Raw genomic sequence first — 24044 nt, forward strand, 5'->3', positions numbered from 1 at the left:
CTTAGACGCCCTTCTGGATCACGCCGTAAAACACCATCAACGCCGTCACTGCAATCCAGAAGATGGTGAGCGGGATGAAGACCTTCCAGCCCAGACGCATGATCTGGTCGTAACGGAAGCGCGGGAAGCTGGCACGGAACCAGATGTAGGAGCTGGCGAAGAAGAAGACCTTCAGCAGCAGCCACGGCCAACCGCCCACCCAGATCCACTCAACCCACGGCGCAATGGCCTGGTTGCTGAGCTGGATGTCGAACCAACCCTGGAACGGGCTCAGCCAACCACCGAGGAAGAAGATCGAGATCAGGAAGCTGATCAGGATCATGTTGGCGTATTCGGCCAGGAAGAACAGCGCGAAGGCACCACCGGAGTATTCGACCATGTGGCCGGCCACGATTTCCGATTCACCTTCCACCACGTCGAACGGCGCGCGGTTGGTTTCGGCGACGCCGGACACCCAGTACACGATGAACAACGGGAACAGCGGCAGCAGGAACCAGTCGAACAGACCGGAGTTGCCCGCCTGCGCCATCACGATGTTGCTCAGGTTGAGGCTGCCCGAGGCGATCATCACGCCGACCAGGGCGAAGCCCATCGCGATTTCGTAGCTGATCATCTGCGCCGAGGCGCGCATGGCACCCAGGAACGCATACTTCGAGTTGGAGGCCCAACCGGCCAGGATGATGCCGTACACGCCCAGCGAGGTCATCGCCAGCAGATACAGCAGGCCGGCGTTGGCGTTGGACAGCACGATCTGCGCGTCGAAGGGAATCACCGACCAGGCCGCGAAGGCCGGGCCCAGCGTGATCAGCGGCGCAAGGATGAACATCGCCTTGTGCGAGCTGCTCGGCTGGATGATTTCCTTGAACAGCAGTTTGAAGACGTCGGCGAAGGCCTGGAAGATGCCCATGCCGACATACATCGGGCCATGACGCACGTGCATCCAGCCGATCAGCTTGCGCTCCCAGACCACGTAGAAGGCCACCGAGATGATCACCGGCATGGCGATCACCAGGATCTTCAGGATGATCCAGAGCAGCGCGCCGATGTCGCCCAGTGACAGCAGCCACTGGTGCAGCGGGTCGACCGCGTTCAACAGCAATTCGTTCATGCAGCCACCACCGTTACGCGTGCGGCACCCAGCGGTGCGGTTGCACCGTGGCCCGATTCAATCCAGACCGACCCCGCGGCGACGCGGGCGTCGACCACCACCGGCAGGGTGGCGCGACCGGCATCGGTGCCGACCTTGGCCATCTGCCCTTCGGCCAACTGCAGGCGGGCGGCATCGGCGGTGTTGAGCACGATGCGCGGCGCGGTGTTGAGCGGATGCGACTGCAGTGCCTGGGCGCGACGGACCACCGCATCGGTGCGGTAGATCGCGGCGGTCGAGGTCACTTCCAGGCCCTCACCTGCCACCGGCGTTGCCGCCGAGGACGAGACGGTGACGCTGACCGGTGCCAGGCTGGCGCGCAGGCCGGCCAGATCGGTGAACTCGAAACCGGCCAGCGACAGTTCGCCGCCCAGTGCACGCAGCACACGCCAGCCTTCACGCGCCTCACCCGGCAGCTTGCCGCCGGCACGGGCCGACTGCTCGCGACCATCAAGGTTGGTCAGGGTGGCATCCACTTCCGGCAGCGCGCCGATCGGCAGGATCACGTCGGCGACGTCGCGGGTGGAGGCACAGGCGAACTGGCTGAAAGCCACCACCTGGGCACCGGCCAGTGCCTTGCGGGCAGCGGCGGCGTCGGCGAAGTCCAGGCCCGGCTCGATGCCATAGATGGCATAGGCCTTGCGCGGCTGGGCCAGCATGGCGTTGACGTCCTTGCCGGCCGGCAGTACACCGGCGCGGGTCAGGCCCACGGCATTGGCGCCCTGCGGGATGCGGCACAGCTTGGCACCGGTCGCGGCGGCGAAATCACGCGCGGCAGCGCGGATCGCGGCAGCCTGCGGGTGGTTTTCGGCGATGCCACCGACGATCAGCACCGCATTGCTGGCGCCCTTGACGGCGTCACGCAGCTCGGCGTTGCCCAGTGCGTCGATGAAGGCCGACGGGGCGACGATCTGCTTGCTGGCCAGCTTGAACGCGAAATCGAAGTCCACCGGATTGACGGCGTGGATCTTCGCATTGCGCGTGGTCTGTGCCTTGCGCAGGCGGGCATGCAGCAGCGGCAGCTCGTGGCGGATGTTGCTGCCCAGAACAACGATGCTGTCCGCGCCTTCGATCTCCGCCAGCGGCAGGCCAAACACTTCGGCGGTGGCGGCGTCGGAGAAGTCGCGGTTGTTGATGCGGTGATCGATGTTCGTGGTACCCAGGCCGGTGGCGAGACGGGCCAGCAGTGCGCCCTCCTCGTTCGAGGCCGACGGGTGCACCAGCACACCGAGGTCGTCGCCCTGGTTGGCAGCGAAGATCTCCTTGGCAGCGGCCAGGCCTTCAGCCCAGCTCACTTCCTTCCACTCGCCATTGACCTTGCGCAGCGGCTTGACCGCACGGTCTTCGCTGTACAGGCCCTGGTGCGAATAGCGGTCGCGATCGGACAGCCAGCATTCGTTGACGGCTTCGTTGTCACGCGGCACGGCGCGCAGCACTTCGCCGCGGCGCACGTGCAGGAACAGGTTCGAGCCCATCGCGTCGTGGTAACCCAGCGACTCGCGCGCGGTCAGTTCCCACGGACGGGCGCGGAACTGGAACACCTTGTTGGTCAGCGCGCCGACCGGGCAGACGTCGACGACGTTGCCGGACAGCTCGGTGGTCAGCGGCTTGCCGTCGTAGGTGCCGATCTGCAGGTTCTCACCGCGGTACATGCCACCCAGCTCGTAGGTACCGGCAACGTCGGCGGTGAAGCGGACGCAGCGGGTGCACTGGATGCAGCGGGTCATCTCGGTGGCGACCAGCGGACCGATGTCCTCGTCGGGCACCACGCGCTTGCGCTCGTTGAAACGGCTGACCGAACGGCCATAGCCCAGCGACACGTCCTGCAGCTCGCACTCGCCGCCCTGATCGCAGATCGGGCAGTCCAGCGGATGGTTGATCAGCAGGAATTCCATCACCGAGCGCTGGAACTTCAGCGCCTTTTCACTGCGGGTGGCGACCTTCATGCCATCCATGACCGGCGTGGCGCAGGCCGGTGCCGGCTTGGGCGACTTTTCCACGTCGACCAGGCACATGCGGCAGTTGGCGGCGATCGGCAGCTTCTCGTGGTAGCAGAAGCGCGGGATCGGAATGCCGGCCTTGTCGGCGGCCTGGATGATCATCGAGCCCTTGGGCACGACCAGGGACTGGCCGTCGATTTCGACGGTCACATGATCCGGTGGCACGCTCGGGTTTACGGGTTGCGCGCTCATGCGGCGGCTGCCTCCACCTTCTTGCCGTCAACCATCGAATGACCGTTGACGATGTAGTACTCGAATTCGTCCCAGAACTGGCGCAGGAAGCCCTGGATGGGCCATGCCGCCGCTTCACCGAACGCACAGATGGTGTGGCCTTCGATCTGGCCGGCCACCGTCTTCAACTGATGCAGGTCTTCCATCGTGGCCTTGCCGGCGACGATGCGCTCCAGCACGCGGTGCATCCAGCCGGTGCCTTCACGGCACGGGGTGCACTGCCCACAGGATTCCTTGTGGAAGAACTGACTGATGCGGCAGGCGAACTTGACGCAGCAGACGCTGTCATCCAGCACCACGATGGCGCCCGACCCCAGACCGGTGCCGAGGGCACGCAGGGTGTCGTAATCCATCTGCAGGCCGTTGAGCTCTTCAGCCTTCAGCACCGGCATCGAGACGCCGCCCGGGACCGCGCCCTTGAGCGTGCGGCCCGGCTTCAGACCACCGGCCATTTCCAGCAGGTCGTCGAAGGTGGTGCCCAGCGGCACTTCGAAATTGCCGCCCTTCTGCACGCAACCGGAGACCGAGAAGATCTTCGGACCGCCGTTCTTGGTCAGGCTCAGGCCCTGGAACCACTCCGGACCATTGCGGATGATCGCCGGCACCGAGGCATAGGTCTCGGTGTTGTTGATCGTCGACGGCTTGCCGTACAGGCCGAAGTTGGCCGGGAACGGCGGCTTGTAGCGCGGCTGGCCCTTCTTGCCTTCCAGCGATTCCATCAGCGCGGTTTCTTCGCCGCAGATGTACGCGCCGGCGCCCAGCGCACCGTAGATGTCGATGTCCACGCCGCTGCCGAGGATGTCCTTGCCCAGCCAGCCGTTCGCGTACGCGTCGGCCAGGGCCTGCTCGAAGTTCTCGAACGGCTCGTGGTGGAACTCACCACGCAGGTAGTTGTAGCCCACGGTCGAGCCGGTGGCGTAGCAGGCGATCGCCATGCCTTCCACGACCGAATGCGGGTTGTAACGCAGGATGTCGCGGTCCTTGCAGGTTCCCGGCTCGGATTCATCCGAGTTGCACAGGATGTACTTCTGCATGGTGCCCTTGGGCATGAAGGACCACTTCAGGCCGGTCGGGAAGCCCGCGCCGCCACGGCCGCGCAGGTTGGACTGCTTGACCATCTCGATGACCTGCTCCGGCGAGATCTTCTCTTCGAGGATCTTGCGCAGGGCAGCGTAGCCACCGGTCTTGAGGTAGCTTTCATACGACCACGGGGTGTCGTAATGCAGGGTGGTGTAGACCACCTGGTGCGGCAACGGTGCGGGACCGACCGGACCACTGGGTGCGTGATGATGTGCCATGTCTTACTCCAACCCGTCCAGCAGCTCGTCGACTTTCTCGACGGTCAGGCGCTCGTGGTAATGGCCATTGATGACCATCATCGGCGCACCGGCGCAACCGGCCAGGCATTCTTCTTCGCGCTTGAGGTAGATGCGGCCATCAGCGGTGGACTGACCGGTCTTGCAGCCGAGCTTCTTCTCGGCGTGCGCGACCAGGTCTTCGGCACCGTTCAACCAGCAGCTGATGTTGGTGCAGAAGGCGACGTTGTGGCGGCCGACCTTCTCCAGTTCGAACATCGAGTAGAAGCTGGCGACCTCGTAGGCCCACACCGGCGGCAGATCCAGGTACTTGGCGACGCCGGCGATCAGCTCGTCGGTCAGCCAGCCCGCATTCTGTTCCTGTGCGGCGTGCAGGCCCTGCAGGACAGCCGAGCGCTTGCGATCCGGCGGGAACTTGGCCAGCCAGTGATCGATGTGCGCACGGGTCTTGTCATTCAAGACCACCATCGGGTCGACGTCGCGCGCCGCCTCGAAATTACCTGTCGCCTTCATCGGCCGACCTCAGCGAATACGAAATCGTTAAAAACCAGAACCTGCAGCGCCGGCAGCAGCCGGCGGGTGTCAGGCGTCGTGCAAGCGGATGCGATCACCGGTCCACCTCGCCGAACACCAGATCGTAGGTGCCGATCATGGCCACCACGTCGGCGAGCATGTGGCCGCGCACGATCGAGTCGATCGAGGACAGATGGGCGAAGCCCGGCGCGCGCAGATGCACGCGGAACGGCTTGTTGGCACCATCGGACATCAGGTAGCAGCCGAACTCGCCCTTGGGCGCTTCGACGGCGGCGTAGGTTTCGCCGGCCGGGACGCAGTAGCCTTCACTGAACAGCTTGAAGTGATGGATCAGCGCTTCCATGTCGTCCTTCATGTCTTCGCGGCTGGGCGGCGCGACCTTGAAGTTCTTGACCATGACCGGACCCGGGTTGGCCTTCAGCCAGGTCACGCACTGCTTGATGATGCGGTTGGATTCGCGCATCTCGGCCACGCGGCACAGGTAACGGTCGTAGCAGTCACCTTCCTTGCCGAGCGGGATGTCGAACTCGACCGCGTCGTACTTGGCATACGGCTGCTTCTTGCGCAGATCCCAGGCGATGCCCGAGCCGCGTAGCATCACGCCGGTCATGCCCCAGGCATGCGCCAGTTCCGGGGTGACCACGCCGATGCCGACCGTACGCTGCTTCCAGATACGGTTGTCGGTCAGCAGGGTTTCGTATTCGTCCACGCGCTTGGGGAACTCAACGGTGAAGTTCTCCAGGAAATCCAGCAGCGAACCTTCGCGCGAGGCGTTGAGGTTCTTCAGGGCCTTGCCCTTGTGCCAGCGCGATTCCTTGTACTTGGGCATGTGGTCCGGCAGGTCGCGGTAGACGCCGCCCGGACGGTAGTACGCCGCGTGCATGCGCGCGCCGGAGACCGCTTCATAGCAGTCCATCAGCTCTTCGCGTTCGCGGAAGGCGTACAGCATGACCGCCATCGCGCCCAGATCGAGCGCGTTGGACCCCAGCCACATCAGGTGATTCAGGATGCGGGTGATTTCGTCGAACATGGTGCGGATGTATTGCGCACGCTCCGGCGCCTCGATCCCCATAAGGGTCTCGATCGCGCGCACGTAGGCGTGCTCGTTGCACATCATCGACACGTAATCCAGGCGATCCATGTAGCCGATCGACTGGTTGAACGGCTTGGACTCGGCCAGCTTTTCGGTACCACGGTGCAGCAGGCCCACGTGGGGGTCGGCACGCATGATGGTTTCGCCGTCCATTTCCAGGATCAGGCGCAGCACACCGTGCGCGGCCGGATGCTGCGGGCCGAAGTTCATCGTGTAGTTGCGGATTTCCTGGCGCAGTTCGGCCGGGTTGCTCGCAAAGGCCTGGCTGGCCTGGGTGAATTCACTCACTTGCTTGCCTCCGACTGCGCGGATTCACCGGCAGCGGTCTGGAAACGGGCGTCGTCACGGATCACGCGCGGCACGCCGACACGCGGTTCGACCGAGGTCACCGGTTCATAGATGACGCGCTGTTTTTCTTCGTCGTAGCGCACTTCGACGTTGCCGATCAGCGGGAAATCCTTGCGGAACGGATGGCCGACGAAGCCGTAGTCGGTCAGGATCCGGCGCAGGTCCGGGTGACCTTCGAAGATCACGCCGAACAGATCGAACGCTTCACGTTCGAACCAGTTCAGGCCCGGCCAGATATTGGTCAGCGAGGCGACCACCGGCAGCTCCTCGTTCGGCGCAAAGCAACGGATGCGCATCGTGAGGTTGTGCTGGTAGGAACGCAGCTGGGTAACCACGGCGAAACGCTGCAGCGGGATCGGCTGCGGCTGGGCGCCATCGCTGGTTTCGCGGGTGGGGAATTCACCCCAGGCGAAACGACCGACGGACTTGCCCTCTACGCCACGGCTGAAGCCCTGGGACGACACATCGGCCGTATCCCATTCGTCGCTGCCATAGCCGAGGTAGTCCAGGCCGCACAGGTCAACCGCCTGCTCGAAACCGAATTCGTCGCGCAGCGCCAGAGCGGTGGCATGCCAGTCAGCGGCGGGCACTTCCAGCGTCACTTCGCCGCGGGGTTCGACCACGAAGACCTGCGCACCTGCGAAACGTGCGGAAAGTCGGTCGATGAAGGAATGTGCTTGCTCTGCCATGGGGGCTTGGCGTGCTCTTGTCAGGAGGGATGTCAGCGGGCGATGGTCTGCGTACGCCAGATCTTCTTCTGCAACTGCAGGATCCCGTACACCAGCGCTTCGGCGGTAGGTGGGCAGCCGGGGACATAGATGTCCACCGGCACCACGCGGTCACAGCCACGCACTACTGCATAGGAGTAGTGGTAATAGCCGCCACCGTTGGCGCAGCTGCCCATCGAGATGACCCACTTCGGGTCCGGCATCTGGTCATAGACCTTGCGCAGGGCCGGAGCCATCTTGTTGACCAGGGTGCCGGCCACGATCATCACGTCGGACTGACGCGGCGACGGGCGGAACACCACGCCGTACCGGTCAAGATCCAGACGCGCCGCACCGGCGTGCATCATTTCCACTGCGCAGCAGGCCAGACCAAAGGTCATCGGCCACATCGAACCGGTACGCGCCCAATTCAACAGCGCATCGACGCTGGTGGTCACGTAACCCTTTTCGAGCAGGGGGTTGTCGCCTTCGGGGCGCAGGATGTCATCGACCCGCCCTTCCGGGACCGGGTTGTTCATCAGGCCGTCGAGCGTCTGAATTACTCCCATTCCAGCGCTCCCTTCTTCCAGACGTAAATGAAACCGAGGAAAAGCATGCCTACGAAGAGGCCCATCGTGACCAGCGAACGTGCGCCCAGTTCCATGAAGACCTGGGTCCACGGCACGATGAAGATGATTTCCAGATCAAATACGATGAACTGAATCGCGATCAGGTAGTAGCGCACATCGAACTTCATGCGCGCGTCCTCGAAAGCCTCGAAGCCGCATTCGTACGGCGAGAGCTTTTTAAGATCAGGACGTCGGGGACCGAGGAATCGGCCAACCAGCATCAGCGCAACGCCGATACCGGTGGCAACGATCAGAAACAGCAGAGACGGCAAATATTCGGCCAGCACAGCGATTCTCTCTTGCCTCTGCCGCTGCGCCTGCAGGCGCTTTGGCATGGGGGAGTGGACGGATACCGCTACCTGGCGCTTTGCGCGCCAGACGAACCCGCTTACAAACAAATGGTGCCCAAGAGGGGACTCGAACCCCTACGACTCTCGTCGCTACCACCTCAAGGTAGTGCGTCTACCAATTCCGCCACCTGGGCTTACGATCGCACCGGTTGTTCTCCAGTGCGCCGCATATTGTAACCGTCTTCAGCGAGTCTGGGTGCCTTCCGAAGGCTTTTCTTCACCAGATTTCGGGGTTTCCGCCTGAGCCGGCACAGTGGCCGACGGAACAGGCTGCTGCGACGGGGTTTCCGGGGCCTTCGGCACGGCCGGAAGCTCGCCTGCCGGCGCGGCTGGCGCACTGGCGGCCGGAGCCGACATCAGACCCAGATCCTGCTGCGCCGCCGGGCGCGAGCCATGGCTGGCATACCAGGCCATGAAGAGGCTGATGCCGAAGAACACCACGGCCAGCCACTTGGTCGACTTGGACAGGAAGTTGGACGCGCCACGCGCGCCGAACACAGTGCCCGAGGCGCCGGCACCGAAACCCGACCCTGCGGCCGCGCCGGAACCACGCTGCATCAGGATGAGCGCGATCATGGCCACTGCGACCAGCACGTAGACCACATTGAGGATCAACATCAGCATTTCGAATCCGTCCTCGGACATGTCGTGCCGGCGGTTGAGCCGACAACGTAACTAATTAGCGCCCCGCCGCCGCGGCAGCGATGGCAAGGAAGTCCGCGGCCACCAGGGAGGCGCCGCCCACCAGCCCACCATCGACATCGGGCTGTGCGAACAGTTCCGCGGCGTTGTCGGGCTTCACGCTGCCGCCATAGAGGATCGACAGTGAATCCGCAATTCTAGCATCGAGCTTGGCCACTTCGCCACGGATGAACGCGTGGACCTGCTGGGCCTGTTCCTTGGAGGCAGTCCGGCCGGTACCGATGGCCCAGATCGGCTCATAGGCGACCACGGCCTGGGCGAAGCCGGCGGCGCCGACCAGCTCCAGCACCGGGGCGAGCTGGGCGGCGATGACCGCCTCGGTCTGATGGGCCTCACGCTGCTCGAGGGTTTCGCCCACGCACAGGATGGGGGTCAGGCCGGCATGCAGGGCGGCGGCGAACTTGCGGGCGACCAGCTCACTGCTTTCGGCGTGGTACTGGCGGCGTTCGGAGTGGCCGACCAGGCCGTAACGGGCACCGACTTCGGCCAGCATGGTGGCCGAGACTTCGCCGGTGTAGGCGCCCTTTTCGTTGCTGCTGACATCCTGGGAGCCAAAGGCGACGGCGCGCCCTTCGAAGGCTTCGACCAGTTCGCCCAGGTACGGGAGCGGCGGCAGGACCACGACTTCGACGCCCTGCAGTGGGAGGTCGGCAACCAGGTCACTGACCAGGTCGGTGGCGAATTGGCGGCTGCCGTGCAGCTTCCAGTTACCGGCGACGATCTTGCGGCGCATGGCGGGGGCTCCTTTGGGTATCAGCCGGCCATGATAACGGATGCAACGAATTGGCGTTGGCGGGAAAACGCTTACATTTCAATTGGATATTTATTTTTTGTTGCGGCCCCAAGTCAAAAGCAAGGGCGACGGGGCCGGTGGACGTGCCCAGACTGGGCGGGCGTGGGTGGGTTGGCGGGACACGCCGTAAACCCCGCTCCGCGGCCCGGCCCAACCGCCGGCGGTTGTGCGTTCGAACGCATGCGAGGCAGTGCCTCGCAAGCAATGCGCTCTCACCCATGGGGGCTCGAGATGCGCCATCCATGGCGCATAACGGTCCCGCCAACCCACCCACGCCCACCCTCTGACAGTTTGTCGGCTTGCATGGAACAACTACAAAGCGCCGGATCGGATTTGAGGCTGCCCTGCCCTCCGCCGAGGCGATCTGTCGGGGGCGAGCGCTGCCGTGCCCAGCCGGGACCGTCGGGCGCCAAGGATGGCGCCCGTCGAGCCCCCCTGGACGGGTTTAAGGCGCGTCCCGGCTGGGCATGGCAGCGCTCGCCCAGCACGGGGCAGCGAATAGCCGAATGCGGCGAGGGCAGCAGTGCCTGGAGCCGGCCAGCGGCCGGCACTACGCCGAATGAAGAAGGCCGCCATGCGGCGGCCTTCTCTCTTGTTTCGGCAGGATCGCTTACTTCAGCTTGATCTCGCGCAGGCGCTCTTCCAGGAAGCCGTGGGCGGTGATCGGCTCCGGGTAGCGGCTCGGGTTTTCCGGGGTGATGCAGGTCGGCAGCACGTCGATCAGGAAATCCGGGTTCGGGTGCAGGAAGAACGGCACCGAATAACGCGGCTGGCGCGCCTGCTCGCCCGGGGGATTGACCACGCGGTGGATCGTCGAAGGATACACATGGTTGGTCAGGCGCTGCAGCATGTCGCCGATGTTGACCACGATGGTGTCCGCGTCCGAGGTGAACGGCACCCACTTGCCTTCGTGCGACTGGACTTCCAGGCCGGCCGCGCTGGCGCCGACCAGCAGCGTGATGAAGTTGATGTCGCCATGGGCACCGGCGCGCACGTTCGGGATGTTCTCGGCGGTGATCGGCGGGTAATGGATCGGGCGCAGGATCGAGTTGCCGTTGTTGGTCTTGTCCGCGAAGAAATCCTCCGGCAAGCCAATGTGCAGCGCCAGGGCCGACAGGACGCGCGAACCCAGCTTGTCCAGGGCCTGGTAGATGCCGTAGCCACGCTCGCGGAAGCCCGGGACCTCGCTCGGCCACAGGTTCGGGGCCATCACGTCACGGCACGGGGAGTCGTCCGGGATCTCGCGACCGATGTGCCAGAACTCTTTCAGATCAAAGTGCTGCGAGCCCTTGGCGGTCTCCACGCCGAAGGCGGTGTAGCCGCGCGCGCCGCCGCTGCCGGGCACGTGGTACTGGCGCTTGGTCTCTTCCGGCAGCGCAAAGAAGGCCTTGAAGACCTCATACGCCGCGTCGATATCGGCCTGCGGAATGCCGTGGTTGCGGATGCCAGCAAAGCCCCATTCGCGGTAGGCCGCACCCAGCTCGGCCACGAACGCGTCGCGGTCGGTGTCAAAACGGGTGATGTCGAGGGTGGGGATCTGGCTCACAGCGATTCCTGCTTGTTCATGGTGGTCGGTGGGCCAGCTGTGGCCCGGCTGAACATTGTGCCAGATCGGGCCAACCCCGCCACCGATACATTGATACAAACCGATACAATGCGCGCGCCCAGACGGCCAGAACGGGCCAACGGCGACGCTCCCGCGCCGCCCCCTTTACTCCCAGCGTCGCCCGGTCCGCCTCATGGATGCCCTGCCCTCTTCCTCATCGCCAATGGCGTTGCGCTGGCTCGCGCCGGCAGGGCCCAGCCTGTGGCCGATGGACCCGCATGACCTTCCACCCACGGCACCGCACAGCGCATGGGATGCGCTGGTGCGATCCCGCAGGCAATGACGATGGCCGCCCGCGCAGGCCGCGGGCGCTTTTCCACACATGGACTGTCCACCGATGAACGTGCCACTGAAAATTCTCCATACCGAGGCTGCCAAGGGATTTGGCGGGCAGGAGATCTACATCTATCGCCACATGCTGGCCATGCGCGAGCGCGGCCATGACGTCTCCCTGCTCTGCCAGCCCGGCGCCCGCCTGGGCGAGATGGCGCGCGAAGCCGGCTTCACCGTCCACGCGCTGAAAATGGGCGGTCTGCTGCGCATGCTGCGGGGGATCTGGTCAGTCTCGCGCCTGGTGCGCCGCCAAGGCTACGACGTGGTCAACACCACTAGCCGCCGCGACAGTCTGATCGCCGCTGCCGGTGCACGCCTGGGCGGCACGCCCCTGGTGGTGCGCTCGCGCCACCTGATGAGCCCGATCAACTCGCTGCTGACCTACACCGGCCTGCCCCATCGGGTGATGACGGTGAGCAGTTTCGTGAAGAAGCTGATGGTCAGCCGCGGCATCGAGGACGCGCACGTCGGCATCGTCCCGCCGATCGCGGTACCGCCGCAGTGGTCGCAGATCGCCAAGCGCGATCCCTGGCAGTGCCTGCAGGACACCCGCGCGGACGTGCGCGCGGAGCTGGGCTTCAACGACGAACAGATCGTGGTCGGCTGCGTCGCGGTGCTGCGCGAACCCAAGGGCCACCTGGAGCTGCTGCAGGCCATGGCACCGCTGTGCCGCGCCGATGCGCGGGTGCAACTGGTGATCGTCGGCGACGGCCAGCCGGTGATGGACCGCCTGATCGCCCTGCGCGAGCAGCTCGGCATCGCCGCCCAGGTGCACTTGCTGGGCTACCGCCAGGGTGCTTGCCGGCTGATGACCGGTTTCGATATCTTCGCCCTCGCCACCCACAAGGAGGCAGCCGGCACGGTGTTTCTCGAAGCGGCGTACGTCGGCGTGCCGATCGTCGCCACGCGCGTGGGCGGTGTGCCGGAGATGGTGGTGGAAGGCAGTAACGCCCTGCTCGCGCCACTGGGCGACCAGGCTGCGTTGACCAACGCACTGCGCACCCTGATCGAGCAGCCCGACCGCCGCCAGCAGATGGGCCTGGCGGGCTGGGAGTGGATGCGCAGCGCCCACCGTTTCACCCCGACCGGTCACACCGAAGCGACCGAACACTATTACCACCAGTGGTTGAAGGAACTGGGCCATGGCCAACGCTAGATCCGTCCCGGTGCTGATGCACCACCATGTCTCCCCCTCTCCGGGGATGATCACGGTGTCGCCGGAGAACTTCGAAAGCCAGATCGCCTGGCTGGCGGCCAACGGCTGGACCTCACTGACGCTGGACCAGTACGCCGACTTCCTGGCCGGCAAGCCGACCCCCGCCAAATCGATCGTGATCACCTTCGATGACGGCTACCTGGACAACTGGGTGTACGCGCACCCGATCCTGGCCAAGTACGGGATGCACGCCGTGGTGTTCGTGGTCACCGGCTGGATGGGCGAAGGCGATGTCCGCCCGCACGCCGGCCAGCCCGGCGCCACAGTGCCCGCAACGCCGGACCATCGCGGCTGCGAGGCGGCGATCCTGCGCGAGAACCGTCCGGACGAGGTGATGATGCGCTGGAGCGAAGCGCGCGCGATGATCGCCGCCGGCACGTTCGAGGTGCACTGCCACACCCACACGCACACGCGCTGGCTCAAGCAGGATATCTCCCGCGAGCACAAGCGGCAGGGCATCAGCGGCGACCTCTCGGTGGCACGCGAAGTACTGCAGCAGCAGTTGGGCGCGGTCTCGGACACGCTGTGCTGGCCGTACGGCGATTTCGACGAGGACTACGTGCAGATCGCACGGGCACAGGGCTTCAAGTACCTGCACACCACTCATCCGTTCGGCCGCAATGTGGTCGGCGGCGATCCGGGACACATCTACCGGTTCGCGATCCGCAACCGGCCGGCGAGCTGGCTGCGCAAGCGCATCGCCTACAGTTACCACCCGTTGATCGCCCCCCTGTTCAACCGCTTCAAGGCGAAGAAAAAGAAGATGGTGGCGGGGCCGTAACGCGCCACCGCGCTGCAACGAAAACGCCCCGGTCTCCCGGGGCGTTTTCAGTTTCCGGCATCACTGCATGGCTCAGGCCGCGGCAGCTGCCTTCACCGCTGCCGAGAGGCTGTCCAGCGTGGACTGCATCAGCTCGGCGCTGTCTGCCTCGACGGTGACGCGCACCACCGGCTCGGTGCCCGACGGGCGCAGGAACGCACGGCCGCGCCCCTTCACTGCCTGCTGCGCAGCCGCCAGCGCGGCCTGCACGCTCTCGGCCTGCACGGTGGCCTTGGCCGCGCCCTGCAGACGCACGTTGACGGTCTTCTGCGGCACCTTGTTGAGCACCGACAGCACCTGGCGCAGCGAGGTCCCGTCACGGCGCAGCACTTCCAGCACCTGCAGCGCGCTGACGATCGCATCACCGGTGGTGGCGCGATCCAGGCACAACAGGTGACCGGAGGCTTCGCCGCCGAGCACGCCGTTGTTTTCGACCAGGGCCTGATGCACGTAGCGGTCGCCGACGTTGCTGCGCTGGAACGGGATGTTCAGCCGTTCCAGTGCCTGCTCCAGGCCGAAGTTGGTCATCAGCGTACCGACCACCGGGCCATGCAGGCGACCACTGCGCTGCCAGGCCTGGGCCAGCACGAACAGCAAGTCATCACCATCGACCGGGTTGCCCTGGTCGTCGGCCATCAGCACGCGGTCGCCATCACCATCGAAGGCGATACCGAAATCGGCGCCGACCTCGCGCACTTTCGCCGCGAGATTGTCGATGTGCATCGAGCCGACGCCATCGTTGATGTTCAGACCGTTGGGCGCATCGCCGATGCTGACCACCTCCGCGCCCATCTCGCGGAACAGCAGCGGGGCGACGTGATACGTAGCGCCGTGCGCGCAGTCGAGCACGATCTTCAGCCCACGCAGATCGAACCCGCGCGGCACGCTGGCCTTGCAGAATTCGATGTAGCGACCGACCGCATCGCGCGCACGCATGGCCTTGCCCAGCCGCTCGGACTCCACCGTGGTGAACGGCGCATCGAGCGCGGCTTCCAGCGCCAGCTCGGTGGCGTCATCGAGCTTCTCGCCATCGGCGGAGAAGAACTTGATGCCGTTGTCGTAGTGCGGATTGTGCGAGGCGCTGATGACGATGCCCGCATCCGCACCGAGGGTGCGGGTGAGGAAGGCCACCGCCGGCGTCGGCATCGGGCCGAGCAGCTGCACATCGGCGCCGGCGGCGACCAGCCCGGCTTCCAGTGCGGCTTCGAACATGTAGCCGGAGATACGGGTGTCCTTGCCGATCACCACCACCGGGCGGTGCCCGTTGCGCTCGGTCAGCGCACGCCCGAGCGCATTGCCCAGGCGCAGTACGAAATCGGCGGAGATGACGCCCTCACCGACCTTGCCGCGGATGCCATCGGTGCCGAAATACTTGCGCGACGCCATCAGGCCGCCGCATCCGGTGCCGGTGCGGGCTGACGCGCCAGCATGGCCAGGAGCTCCGACAGGCGGTCGCGCATCTCGCGGCGGTCGCAGATCTGATCGATCGCACCGTGCTCGAGCAGGAACTCCGAGCGCTGGAACCCTTCCGGCAGCTTTTCGCGCACGGTCTGCTCGATCACGCGCGGGCCGGCGAAGCCGATCAGTGCCTGCGGCTCGGCGATGTTGATATCGCCCAGCATCGCGAACGAAGCCGACACGCCACCGGTGGTCGGATGGGTCAGCACCGAGATGTACGGCAGGCCGGCATCGCGCAGGCGACCCAGCGCGGCCGAGGTCTTGGCCATCTGCATCAGCGAGAACAGGCCTTCCTGCATGCGCGCGCCGCCACTGGCGGAGAAGCACACGTAGGGCGCGCCGATCTCCAGCGCCTTTTCCGCGGCCAGCGAGAAACGCTCACCGACCACCGAGCCCATCGAGCCGCCCATGAAGGCGAAATCGAAGGCCGAGGCAACCAGCGGGCGGCCCTTCATCAGGCCCTGCATGGCGATCAGTGCGTCGTACTCGCCGGTGTTCTTCTGCGAGGCCTTGATGCGCTCGCTGTACTTCTTCTGGTCCTTGAACTTGAGCAGGTCCGTCGGCCCCAGGCGCGCACCGATCTCGGTGGTGCTGTCCGCATCGAACAGCGCGGCCAGGCGCGCACGCGCGCGGATGGCCATGTGGTGGCCACACTTGGGGCAGACTTCCAGGTTCTCTTCCAGCTCAGGACGGTAGAGCGCGCTGCCGCAGCTGCTGCACTTCTCCCACAGGCCCTCGGGGACGCTGCGCTTCTTGCTGGGGACGTTGTCGGTGCGGATGCCAGACGGCATCAACTTGCTGAGCCAACTCATGCGGGATGCTACTTCCGTTCAGGGCGGCCCGGGGGCCGCAAAGGCGGACAGTCTAGCTCACCGTTTCCATGCTCGGGCACCCCCCGGCGGTTGCCGGGGGGCTGACGCAAACCATTCTGGTACGTACGTTTACGTGCTTCAGGCAGCGTCGAGGGCGCGTCGCAGCGGCGTGAGGAATGCCTGCGCGGTTGCCGCCGCGGCCGTGGCGTCGGGCGCCTCACCCAGCGCAGCCACCAGCGCACTGCCCACCACCACGCCATCGGCCTCCACGGCCATGGCCGCGGCACTGGCCGCATCCTTGATCCCGAAGCCGGCCACCACCGGCACGCTGGAGCGGCGGCGCAGGTCGCGCAGGCGGGCACTGGCGGCGCCGCTGTCCAGGCGCTCGGACGCACCCGTCACGCCGGCGAAGCTCACGTAATACAGGTAGCCCTGGGCCATCGCGGACAACGTATCCAGACGGGTATCTGCGGTCGTCGGCGACGCCAGCAGGATCAGTGCCAGGCCGGCCGCGGTGAAGATCTCGCGGGTTTCAGCCGCTTCTTCCGGCGGCAGATCGACCAGCAGGATGCCGTCCACGCCCGCGGCGATGGCGGACTGCGCGAAGCGGGCCGTGCCGTGGATCTCGATCGGGTTGAGATAGCCCATCAGCACCACCGGCGTGATGGCATCGTCCCTGCGGAACGCGGCGACGGTCTCCAGCACATAGCGCAGCCCTGCCCCACGGGCCAGCGCACGCTCGGAGCTGCGCTGGATGGTCGGGCCGTCGGCCATCGGGTCGGAGAACGGTACCCCGAGCTCGATCACGTCCGCACCGGCGGCGGCCAGTGCATGCATCACCGGCACGGTGGCCTCCAGGCCCGGATCACCGGCGGTGATGAAGGGGATCAGCGCCTTGCGGCGCTCATCGCGCAGGCGGGCAAAACAGGCATCGATACGGTCCACGGACATCTCAGGCACATCCTTCAATCAGTTCAACGGCGCCACTGGCGCCCCAGTACAGCTTCGATATCACCCCGTCGAAGATCTCCAGCCGGATCGCCAGATCCGAACCGGGGTCCTGCCAGGTCAGGTACTCGCCCGTTTCCGGGTCATAGGCATGCGGTGCGCGGGTACTGCCGGGCGGCAGGCGCTTGAGCGCGTCATCCAACGTCATGCCCAGCCGCAGCCCGAACGGCCCCGGCTGGGTAATGGCCTCGTAGGACTCCTCGATCGGGGCCAGCTCGAAGCGCTGCACGTGGTCATCCTCGACCATCATCGAGACGCCTTCGGGCAGGCTGCCACGTTCGTAGTACTCGCAGGCGCCGTTGGGCTCGCCTTCGCTCAGGCCGGCCGAATGCCACGGGCCATCGGCGGCGAGCTCGGTGAAGCGCTGCCCGATGAGCACATCGCCGGCATGATCCAGCGCGACCGAGACCACCGACGGCGCAGCGTCATCCACAACAGGCGCATCGACAGCCCTGGGCGCTTCCGGCGCGTCCTCGATGGGGCGGTTGGCAATGTCATCATCATTGCTCGCCAGCTGCCGCGCCGGCGCCACCGCGCCCACAGGCGCGGCAGGGGCCGGCAACACCGGCGGATCCGGCGGCGCGCAGCCGGTCAGGCCGACCACCATCAGCAGCGCACTTCCCTGGCGCAGCAGCGGATTCACAGAACGAGACCCTCGCGGGCAGCAATGGTATGTACGTCCTTGTCGCCACGGCCGGACAGGTTGCACAGCACCAGCTTGTCGCGCGGCAGCTCGCGCGCGATCTTGATCGCCTGGGCCACTGCATGACTGGATTCCAGCGCGGCCAGGATGCCTTCGCTGTGGGCCAACTGGTGGAATGCAGCCAGCGCTTCGTCATCGGTGATACCGACATACTCGGCGCGGCCGGCATCGGCCAGGAACGCGTGCTCCGGGCCGACGCCCGGATAATCCAGGCCGGCCGAGACCGAATGGGTCTCGGTGATCTGGCCGTCGTCGTCGCAGATCACATAGGTGCGGTTGCCGTGCAGCACGCCCGGGCGGCCGGCCGCGATGGAGGCAGCATGGCGACCGGTCTCGATGCCGTCGCCGGCGGCTTCGGCACCGACGATGCGCACGTCGCGATCATTGAGGAAGGCATGGAACAGACCGATCGCATTGCTGCCACCGCCAACGCAGGCGGTGATCGCATCGGGCAGGCGGCCGTAGTCGGTCAGCATCTGCGCGCGCGCTTCGCGGCCGACGATGGCATTGAAGTCACGCACCATGCGCGGGTACGGGTCCGGGCCGGCCACGGTGCCGATAATGTAGAAGGTGTCGCGCACGTTGGTGACCCAGTCGCGCATCGCTTCGTTGAGCGCGTCCTTGAGCGTGGCCGAGCCGGAGGTCACCGGTACGACGGTCGCCCCGAGCAGCTTCATGCGGTAGACGTTGATCTTCTGCCGTTCGATGTCGGTGGCGCCCATGTAGACCACGCATTCCAGGCCCAGCCGGGCGGCCACGGTGGCACTGGCCACGCCGTGCTGGCCGGCGCCGGTCTCGGCGATGATGCGCGTCTTGCCCATCCGCGCGGCGAGCAGCGCCTGGCCGATGGTGTTGTTGATCTTGTGCGCGCCGGTGTGGTTCAGGTCCTCGCGCTTGAGCAGGATCTGCGCGCCGCCGACCTGCTGGCTGAGGCGCTCGGCGTGATAGATCGGGCTGGGACGGCCCACATAGTGGGTCAGATCCTTGTCGTAGGCGGCGATGAAGGCCGGATCGCGACGCGCTTGGTCATAGGCGGCCGCCAGCTCCTGCAACGGCCCGATCAGGGTCTCGGCGACGAAACTCCCGCCGTAGCGGCCGAAATGGCCGTTGGCATCGGGGTAGGCGTGGAAATCGACGATGGGGGAGATGGGGGAAGCAGACATAGCGGGACAGCCGGTGGAGACAGGCTGCCAATTTAACGCACCTGTCATGACAGGAATATCGATAATATCTGCCACAACCTGTCAGGAAAACTCACATGACCGACGGACCGTTGCCCCCGCTCAATGCCCTGCGCAGCTTTGAAGCGGCCGCCCGGCTGGGCGGGGTTGGCCGTGCGGCGGAGGCACTGCATGTCACCCATGGCGCGATCAGCCGCCAACTGCGCCTGCTGGAGGAGCACCTGGGTGTCGTGCTGTTCCAGCGCGAAGGGCGTGGGCTGCGCCTGACCCGCGCCGGCGAGGATCTGCAGGCCGCCTGCGAAGGCGCCTTCGACCAGATCCGCGAGGCGGTGGTGGCCCTCAAGCGCCAACAGCGGCCCGAAGCGTTGGTGCTCGGCTGCAGCGGCAGCATCCTGGCGCGCTGGATGATTCCCCGCCTGCAGGCGCTGCAGAGCGCCCTGCCCCAGCTGCCGCTGCATTGGTCCGCGCAGGACGGGAGCTTCACCGCCGAACAGCAGGGCCTGGATGCGGTCCTGCTGCTCGCCCAGCCGCCGTGGCCGCGCGGCTGGCGGGTGCGGGAACTGGCGCCGGAGCGGGTGGGCGTGGTGGTCAGCCCGCAGCACCCGGCCGCGGCGCGGTTGGCGCATCAGCCGCCCTCCTCCTTGTTGGGCGAATCGCTGTTGCATACGACCTCACGCCCGCAGGCGTGGCCGGCCTGGGCCCTGTCGCATGGGCTGGCGCCGGCCCAGCTGCAGCTGGGCAGCGGCTTCGAGCATCTGTATTACCTGCTGGAGGCGGCGGTTGCCGGACTGGGCGTGGCGATCGCGCCGGAGCCGCTCGTGGCCGATGAGCTGGCCGCCGGCCGGCTGCTGGCACCCTGGGGATTCGGCGCGACCGGGGGGTTCTGGGTACTGGCCACGCCGGAGGGCGCGGCGGACCCACGGGTGGATGCGCTGGCCGGGTGGCTGCAGGAGCAGCTGGCGGGATGACGCCGCCACGACCAACGGTCGTGGCCTACACGTGGGGCGGGCGGATCAATCCGCCTCGTGGCAATCGGCGCGACGCACTTCTTCGACGAACTTGCGCATCTTGTAGCCGTCCTTGATGCCCGGTTCGGATTCGATGCCACTGGACACATCCACACCCCACGGCAGCGTGGCCACGATCGCGTCGAACACGTTGTCCGGGGTGATCCCGCCGGCCAGCAGGAACGGCCGGTGCAGGCCGGTGGGCAGGCGCGTCCAGTCGAAGGCGACGCCGGTGCCACCGCCGCCACCGGGGGCATGACTGTCGAACAGGAAGCCGGCCGCGCTGGGATAACGCAGTTGCAGCTGGCGGGCGTTGACCTCGTCCTTGCCCCCCATCGCCACGGCCTTCAGGTACGGCATGTTGAAGCTGCGGCAGAACGATTCGTCTTCGTCACCGTGGAACTGCAGCAGGGTCGGCCGCACGGTGCGCAGCACTTCGCGCACCTCTTCCTTGGTGTTGTCGCGGAACAGGGCCACCACGTCCACCATCGGTGCGATCGCCTGGCGCATCGCGCGCGCCTCGGCCGGGGCGACCCGGCGCTTGCTCTCGCGGGCGAAGATGAAACCGACGGCGTCCACGCCGAGCTCGCCGGCCAGGCGTACATCGCCGGCACGGGTCATGCCGCAGAACTTGATACGGGTGCGGTAGAAGGAGCGGCTCATAAGGTGACCTCGGCAGGCAGCTGCCAGTTGTCGGGGTACAGGGGACCAACGAAGACCAATCCCTGCGGCGGAGCGGTCGGGCCGGCCACGGTGCGGTCGCGCCCGGCCAGCAGTTGCCCCATCCACGCGACCGGCTGCTCACCACAACCGATCAGGATCAATGAACCGACGATATTGCGCACCATGTGATGAAGGAATGCATTGGCCTGAACGGCGACCTCCACCACCTCGCCCTGACGGGTCACCGAGAGCGATTGCATGTGCCGGCGCGCATGCAGGGCCTCGCACTGCACGCTGCGGAAGGCGCTGAAGTCGTTCTCGCCCAGCAGGGCCTGCCCGGCCGCATGCATCCGTTCGGCATCCAGCGGCCGGCGCTCCCAGCTCAGGGTCTGCCGGTACAGCGCCGGGCGGACCTGGCGGTTGAGCAGACGATAGCGGTAGCGGCGCGCGCGCGCGGCGAAACGTGCGTGGAACTCGTCGGCCACCGGTACGCACCAGCGCACAGCGATGGAGCGCGGCAGGCGGGTGGTGGTGCCCAGCATCCAGCTGCGCGGATCGCGCACGACCTCCGTATCGAAATGCACGACCTGGCATTCGCCGTGCACGCCGGCATCGGTGCGCCCGGCACACACCACCTGGATCGGCGCATTGGCCACCGAGGACAGCGCGTCCTGCAGGCTGGCCTGCACGCTCGGGCAGCCACTCTCGCCCAACTGCTGCCAGCCCTTGAATTCGCTGCCGTCGTATTCCACGCCCAGTGCGTAGCGCATGGTGAACCTCTATGTTTTGGGGGGCCGGCGCAGGCGCCGGTATTGCATCAGACGGCGTCGCGCTCGGACCACACGGCCAGCTCGTTGCCGCCGGGCTCCAGGAACTGGAACCGGCTGCCGCCGGGGAAGGCGAACACCGGCTTGATGATCTGCCCGCCCTGGGCCAGCACGGCCTCGAGCATGGGCTGCAGATCATCGGCGTAGATCACCAGCAATGGCGCGCCCGCACCCGCCGCCGTCTGCGGCTCAGCGCGGAAGAAGCCGCCCTGGAAACGGCCATCGTCGAAGGCGGTGTAGTCCGGGCCGTAATCCACGAACGACCAGCCGAACACCTGCTCGAAGAAGTGGCGACTGGTTGCGGGATCGCGCGAGGCGAACTCGACATAGTCCAGGCGGCGCTCACGGGCGGCCAGCGGGCGGGCGTCGCTCATCCCAGTCGCGCCAGCAGTTCGCGCGCCTCGGCCTGGCTGTGCGGGTCGGCGCCGACGGCCACTTCGTGCAGCAGCGTCCGCGCGGTCTCGGCATCGCCGAGGTCCAGGTAGGCGATGGCCAGTTCCAGTCGATCACGACCGGGGCTGCCGATCGGCGCGACCGGCGCGTTGTCGGCGACCGGGTCTGCACCCTCGGTGGTGTCGTCATGGGTGGCCATCACCGGCGCAACGTCGGCACCGAGGGTGTGATCGTCTTCGTCTGCCGGACGTTCGGCCGTCGCCGTTTCATCGGGGAATTCGAACACGCCCCGGAACGAAGGCTGCGCGGCGGCTTCCAGCGCATGGGCCGACGGCTCGATCAGCGGGGCCGGCGCGCGGAACAGCGCCTCATCCACGTTCACGTGCTGCGCATCGGCCTCGATACTGTACGCAGACGCCGCCGTCGCCTCGACCTCCGGCAACACGGGTGCCTCGTCGGTCGCGGTGTCGCTCCAGCGAGGATCATCGAGGGGATCACGCGGATCGGCGTCGTGCGCGGAAGGCGCGAGCGGGAAGACCGGCTCGCGGCGCAGCCCGGCGTAGACGTCGGCCTCTGCAACGGCCTCTTCGTCAGGCACGCGCTGCACGTCCTCCTGCTGCGCTGCCAGTTCGTCCACATCGTCGGCCGCGGGGACGGCAGCAGCCAATGCCATGCCATCGAGCCCATCGCGCGACAGCGGCGGCAGCGGCGACGGCTTGCGGCGGCGTACCAGCGCCCATCCCCCGACTACCAGCAGCAGCACGACCAGGCCCAGCCAGTACCAGCCACCGCCGGCGCTGTCACGCGGGCCGGGTGCCTGCTCCAGGCCCTGTTGCGCAGCGGCCAGTTCGTTGTCCTTCAACGTGATCAGGGACTGCTGCTGGGCCTTGAGCTTCTCCAGCTCGGCCACGCGTTCGCGCAGTTCCTGGATCTCGGCATCGCGCGTGGCGACGTCTTCCTTGGCCTGTCGCAGTTGTTCGTTAGCCAGCATGTCGCCCTCGGTGCCGGCAGCGGTGCCGGTGGTTGTGCCTGCGGTGGTGCCGGCGGCGGCGACGGCCGGCGCGATTTCCAGGCGTGCGCCCTGGCCAGCAGCGGTCGGTGCGGCCGGTGCAGGAGACGGCACGGCGGCCACCCCGCTGTCGGCCGGCTGCGGGATCGCCGCGCGCGACTGCCGCCACTGCGCGGTGTGCTCGCGCACGATCGCCGCGGCCTGCTGGGCATCGATCCCGGCCAGGCCCTCGGCGCCCGGCGTACGCAGTACCGCGCCCTGCTTGAGCAGGTTCACGTTGCCACGGATGAAGGCCTCGGGATTGGCCCGCAGCAGCGCGATCATCGCCTGGTCGCGGTTGACGCCCTGCTCGCGCGCCAGCGAACCGGCGATCTGCGAGAGGGTCTGGCCACGCTGCACGGTGACGCTGCCATCGGCGGCGACGGGTGCGGCCGATGCTGCGCGTGGCGCGGCCGGGCGCGGCGTGGTCGCCGGTTCCGTACGGCGCGGCGGCGTGACGGCGACCGGCGCCGCCTGCGGTTCGGGCTCGCGGATGATGGCATTGGACATCGCGCCTGCCGGAGCCACGATCTCCGGCTCGGCCACGGCGGCGGCGCTGTTGGGCGCATCCACCAGGGCGGAGTATTCGCGGACCAGACGGCCCTGCCCCCAATCGGCTTCGATCAGGAAATTCAACGAGGGCGTCGCCACGGGCGCATGACTGCTGACGCGCACCACAGCGCGGCCCTGCGCATTGCGGGTCAACTCAAACTGCAGTTCGCTGACCAGTCCGGACGGCGGTTCCAGCCCGACCCGGGCGAAGGTCGCCGGCGAGGCCAGTGCAACGCGGAGGTTTTCCAGCTCGGACGGATCGGCGGAAATGACCGGGATTTCGGCCAGCAGGGGTTGGCCCGGTTTGGACAGCACCCGGATATCGCCCAGGCCCAGGGCCATGGCGGAACTGCTGGCCAGGGCCAGCAGCAGCGTCGACACATACTTGAGCGGACGCACTGCGCCCGGAGCCCGGTTCTTCATGGCGGCCAATATAACGGCTCCCCCCGTGATCGGCGATGTTTCAATGCGGGTGGTGGGCCGGCGACCCCAGCCCCCCCCCCACACCCCAACAACCAACACCCGCCAGCACATAGGCCCCCCGCCACGGCATGAGGGGACCGCCCG

23 protein-coding genes and 1 tRNA gene are annotated in these 24044 nt (G+C 66.6%); 3 read left to right on the forward strand and 21 right to left on the reverse strand.

Annotation, left to right across the window (positions count from 1 at the left end):
- Nucleotide 1: 1 nt before the first annotated feature.
- The 12 genes from nuoH to ABE546_RS12135 all read right to left on the reverse strand — a co-directional run bounded on the left by nuoH (nt 2) and on the right by ABE546_RS12135 (nt 11396).
- Nucleotides 2–1108 (reverse strand): NADH-quinone oxidoreductase subunit NuoH, encoded by a 1107-nt coding sequence (gene nuoH, locus ABE546_RS12080; protein ID WP_346463822.1) that lies wholly within the window; start codon nt 1106–1108, stop codon nt 2–4.
- Nucleotides 1105–3339 (reverse strand): NADH-quinone oxidoreductase subunit NuoG, encoded by a 2235-nt coding sequence (nuoG, locus tag ABE546_RS12085; protein ID WP_346463824.1) that lies wholly within the window; start codon nt 3337–3339, stop codon nt 1105–1107. Before nuoG ends, nuoH begins: the two co-directional genes overlap by 4 nt.
- Nucleotides 3336–4676 carry an NADH-quinone oxidoreductase subunit NuoF gene (gene nuoF / locus ABE546_RS12090; RefSeq protein ID WP_346463826.1) on the reverse strand — a complete coding sequence of 447 codons (1341 nt, stop codon included), beginning with the start codon at nt 4674–4676 and terminating at the stop codon, nt 3336–3338. The genes nuoG and nuoF overlap by 4 nt, the downstream gene beginning before the upstream one ends.
- A 3-nt stretch (nt 4677–4679) precedes the next feature.
- Nucleotides 4680–5207 (reverse strand): NADH-quinone oxidoreductase subunit NuoE, encoded by a 528-nt coding sequence (gene nuoE / locus ABE546_RS12095; RefSeq protein WP_121038421.1) that lies wholly within the window; start codon nt 5205–5207, stop codon nt 4680–4682.
- Between the two features lie 94 nt (nt 5208–5301).
- On the reverse strand, nt 5302–6609 hold the full coding sequence (locus ABE546_RS12100; RefSeq protein ID WP_313208961.1) for an NADH-quinone oxidoreductase subunit D: 1308 nt from the start codon (nt 6607–6609) through the stop codon (nt 5302–5304).
- Nucleotides 6606–7358 carry an NADH-quinone oxidoreductase subunit C gene (locus ABE546_RS12105; protein WP_313208960.1) on the reverse strand — a complete coding sequence of 251 codons (753 nt, stop codon included), beginning with the start codon at nt 7356–7358 and terminating at the stop codon, nt 6606–6608. The genes ABE546_RS12100 and ABE546_RS12105 overlap by 4 nt, the downstream gene beginning before the upstream one ends.
- A 32-nt stretch (nt 7359–7390) precedes the next feature.
- Nucleotides 7391–7945 (reverse strand): NADH-quinone oxidoreductase subunit B, encoded by a 555-nt coding sequence (locus tag ABE546_RS12110; RefSeq protein WP_019182677.1) that lies wholly within the window; start codon nt 7943–7945, stop codon nt 7391–7393.
- Nucleotides 7936–8292: an NADH-quinone oxidoreductase subunit A gene (locus ABE546_RS12115; RefSeq protein WP_026069699.1), complete on the reverse strand. Its 357-nt coding sequence runs from the start codon at nt 8290–8292 to the stop codon at nt 7936–7938. Before ABE546_RS12115 ends, ABE546_RS12110 begins: the two co-directional genes overlap by 10 nt.
- A gap of 112 nt (nt 8293–8404) precedes the next feature.
- Nucleotides 8405–8489: transfer RNA gene (locus ABE546_RS12120), tRNA-Leu, on the reverse strand.
- Nucleotides 8490–8538: 49 nt separating this feature from the next.
- Nucleotides 8539–8979 carry a preprotein translocase subunit SecG gene (gene secG / locus ABE546_RS12125; RefSeq protein WP_313208959.1) on the reverse strand — a complete coding sequence of 147 codons (441 nt, stop codon included), beginning with the start codon at nt 8977–8979 and terminating at the stop codon, nt 8539–8541.
- Nucleotides 8980–9034: 55 nt separating this feature from the next.
- Nucleotides 9035–9790, reverse strand: a complete 756-nt coding sequence (tpiA, locus tag ABE546_RS12130; RefSeq protein ID WP_346463828.1) for a triose-phosphate isomerase — start codon at nt 9788–9790, stop codon at nt 9035–9037.
- 670 nt (nt 9791–10460) lie between these two features.
- Nucleotides 10461–11396, reverse strand: coding sequence for a 2-oxoglutarate and iron-dependent oxygenase domain-containing protein (locus ABE546_RS12135; RefSeq protein ID WP_346463830.1), 936 nt, complete (start codon nt 11394–11396; stop codon nt 10461–10463).
- A gap of 397 nt (nt 11397–11793) precedes the next feature.
- Between ABE546_RS12135 and ABE546_RS12140 the strand changes: the two genes are divergently transcribed.
- Nucleotides 11794–12945: a glycosyltransferase family 4 protein gene (locus ABE546_RS12140; RefSeq protein WP_121038436.1), complete on the forward strand. Its 1152-nt coding sequence runs from the start codon at nt 11794–11796 to the stop codon at nt 12943–12945.
- Entirely contained in the window at nt 12932–13786 is an 855-nt protein-coding gene (locus ABE546_RS12145; RefSeq protein ID WP_313218983.1) for a polysaccharide deacetylase family protein, read from the forward strand. Before ABE546_RS12140 ends, ABE546_RS12145 begins: the two co-directional genes overlap by 14 nt.
- Nucleotides 13787–13858: 72 nt before the next feature.
- Here ABE546_RS12145 and glmM read toward each other — a convergent pair whose 3' ends face one another.
- From glmM to trpB, 5 genes are all read right to left on the reverse strand, one after another.
- Nucleotides 13859–15211 (reverse strand): phosphoglucosamine mutase, encoded by a 1353-nt coding sequence (glmM, locus tag ABE546_RS12150; RefSeq protein WP_088433292.1) that lies wholly within the window; start codon nt 15209–15211, stop codon nt 13859–13861.
- On the reverse strand, nt 15211–16095 hold the full coding sequence (accD, locus tag ABE546_RS12155; protein WP_070470925.1) for an acetyl-CoA carboxylase, carboxyltransferase subunit beta: 885 nt from the start codon (nt 16093–16095) through the stop codon (nt 15211–15213). The genes glmM and accD overlap by 1 nt, the downstream gene beginning before the upstream one ends.
- 138 nt (nt 16096–16233) lie before the next feature.
- Nucleotides 16234–17040: a tryptophan synthase subunit alpha gene (trpA, locus tag ABE546_RS12160; protein WP_346463847.1), complete on the reverse strand. Its 807-nt coding sequence runs from the start codon at nt 17038–17040 to the stop codon at nt 16234–16236.
- A gap of 7 nt (nt 17041–17047) precedes the next feature.
- The gene (locus ABE546_RS12165) at nt 17048–17746 is read right to left on the reverse strand and encodes a hypothetical protein (RefSeq protein WP_346463832.1); all 699 of its coding nucleotides are present in this window, start codon (nt 17744–17746) and stop codon (nt 17048–17050) included.
- The gene (gene trpB, locus ABE546_RS12170; protein ID WP_313208954.1) at nt 17743–18969 is read right to left on the reverse strand and encodes a tryptophan synthase subunit beta; all 1227 of its coding nucleotides are present in this window, start codon (nt 18967–18969) and stop codon (nt 17743–17745) included. The genes ABE546_RS12165 and trpB overlap by 4 nt, the downstream gene beginning before the upstream one ends.
- Before the next feature lie 95 nt (nt 18970–19064).
- Here trpB and ABE546_RS12175 point away from each other — a divergent pair, with 95 nt between their 5' ends.
- Nucleotides 19065–19955 carry a LysR family transcriptional regulator gene (locus ABE546_RS12175; RefSeq protein WP_313208953.1) on the forward strand — a complete coding sequence of 297 codons (891 nt, stop codon included), beginning with the start codon at nt 19065–19067 and terminating at the stop codon, nt 19953–19955.
- A 45-nt stretch (nt 19956–20000) separates the two neighbouring features.
- Here ABE546_RS12175 and ABE546_RS12180 read toward each other — a convergent pair whose 3' ends face one another.
- Genes ABE546_RS12180 through ABE546_RS12195 form a run of 4 tightly spaced genes read right to left on the reverse strand, consistent with a single transcriptional unit; the run spans nt 20001 to nt 23900 of the window.
- Nucleotides 20001–20657: a phosphoribosylanthranilate isomerase gene (locus tag ABE546_RS12180; RefSeq protein ID WP_088433287.1), complete on the reverse strand. Its 657-nt coding sequence runs from the start codon at nt 20655–20657 to the stop codon at nt 20001–20003.
- On the reverse strand, nt 20654–21427 hold the full coding sequence (gene truA / locus ABE546_RS12185; RefSeq protein WP_346463834.1) for a tRNA pseudouridine(38-40) synthase TruA: 774 nt from the start codon (nt 21425–21427) through the stop codon (nt 20654–20656). Before truA ends, ABE546_RS12180 begins: the two co-directional genes overlap by 4 nt.
- Nucleotides 21428–21474: 47 nt before the next feature.
- A complete protein-coding gene (locus ABE546_RS12190; RefSeq protein ID WP_346463835.1) occupies nt 21475–21858 on the reverse strand; it encodes a VOC family protein in 384 nt (127 codons plus the stop codon).
- Nucleotides 21855–23900 carry a FimV/HubP family polar landmark protein gene (locus ABE546_RS12195; protein WP_346463836.1) on the reverse strand — a complete coding sequence of 682 codons (2046 nt, stop codon included), beginning with the start codon at nt 23898–23900 and terminating at the stop codon, nt 21855–21857. Before ABE546_RS12195 ends, ABE546_RS12190 begins: the two co-directional genes overlap by 4 nt.
- Nucleotides 23901–24044 lie beyond the last annotated feature (144 nt).

It is taken from the genome of Stenotrophomonas sp. TWI377, from assembly GCF_039674525.1.
Lineage (GTDB): Bacteria > Pseudomonadota > Gammaproteobacteria > Xanthomonadales > Xanthomonadaceae > Stenotrophomonas.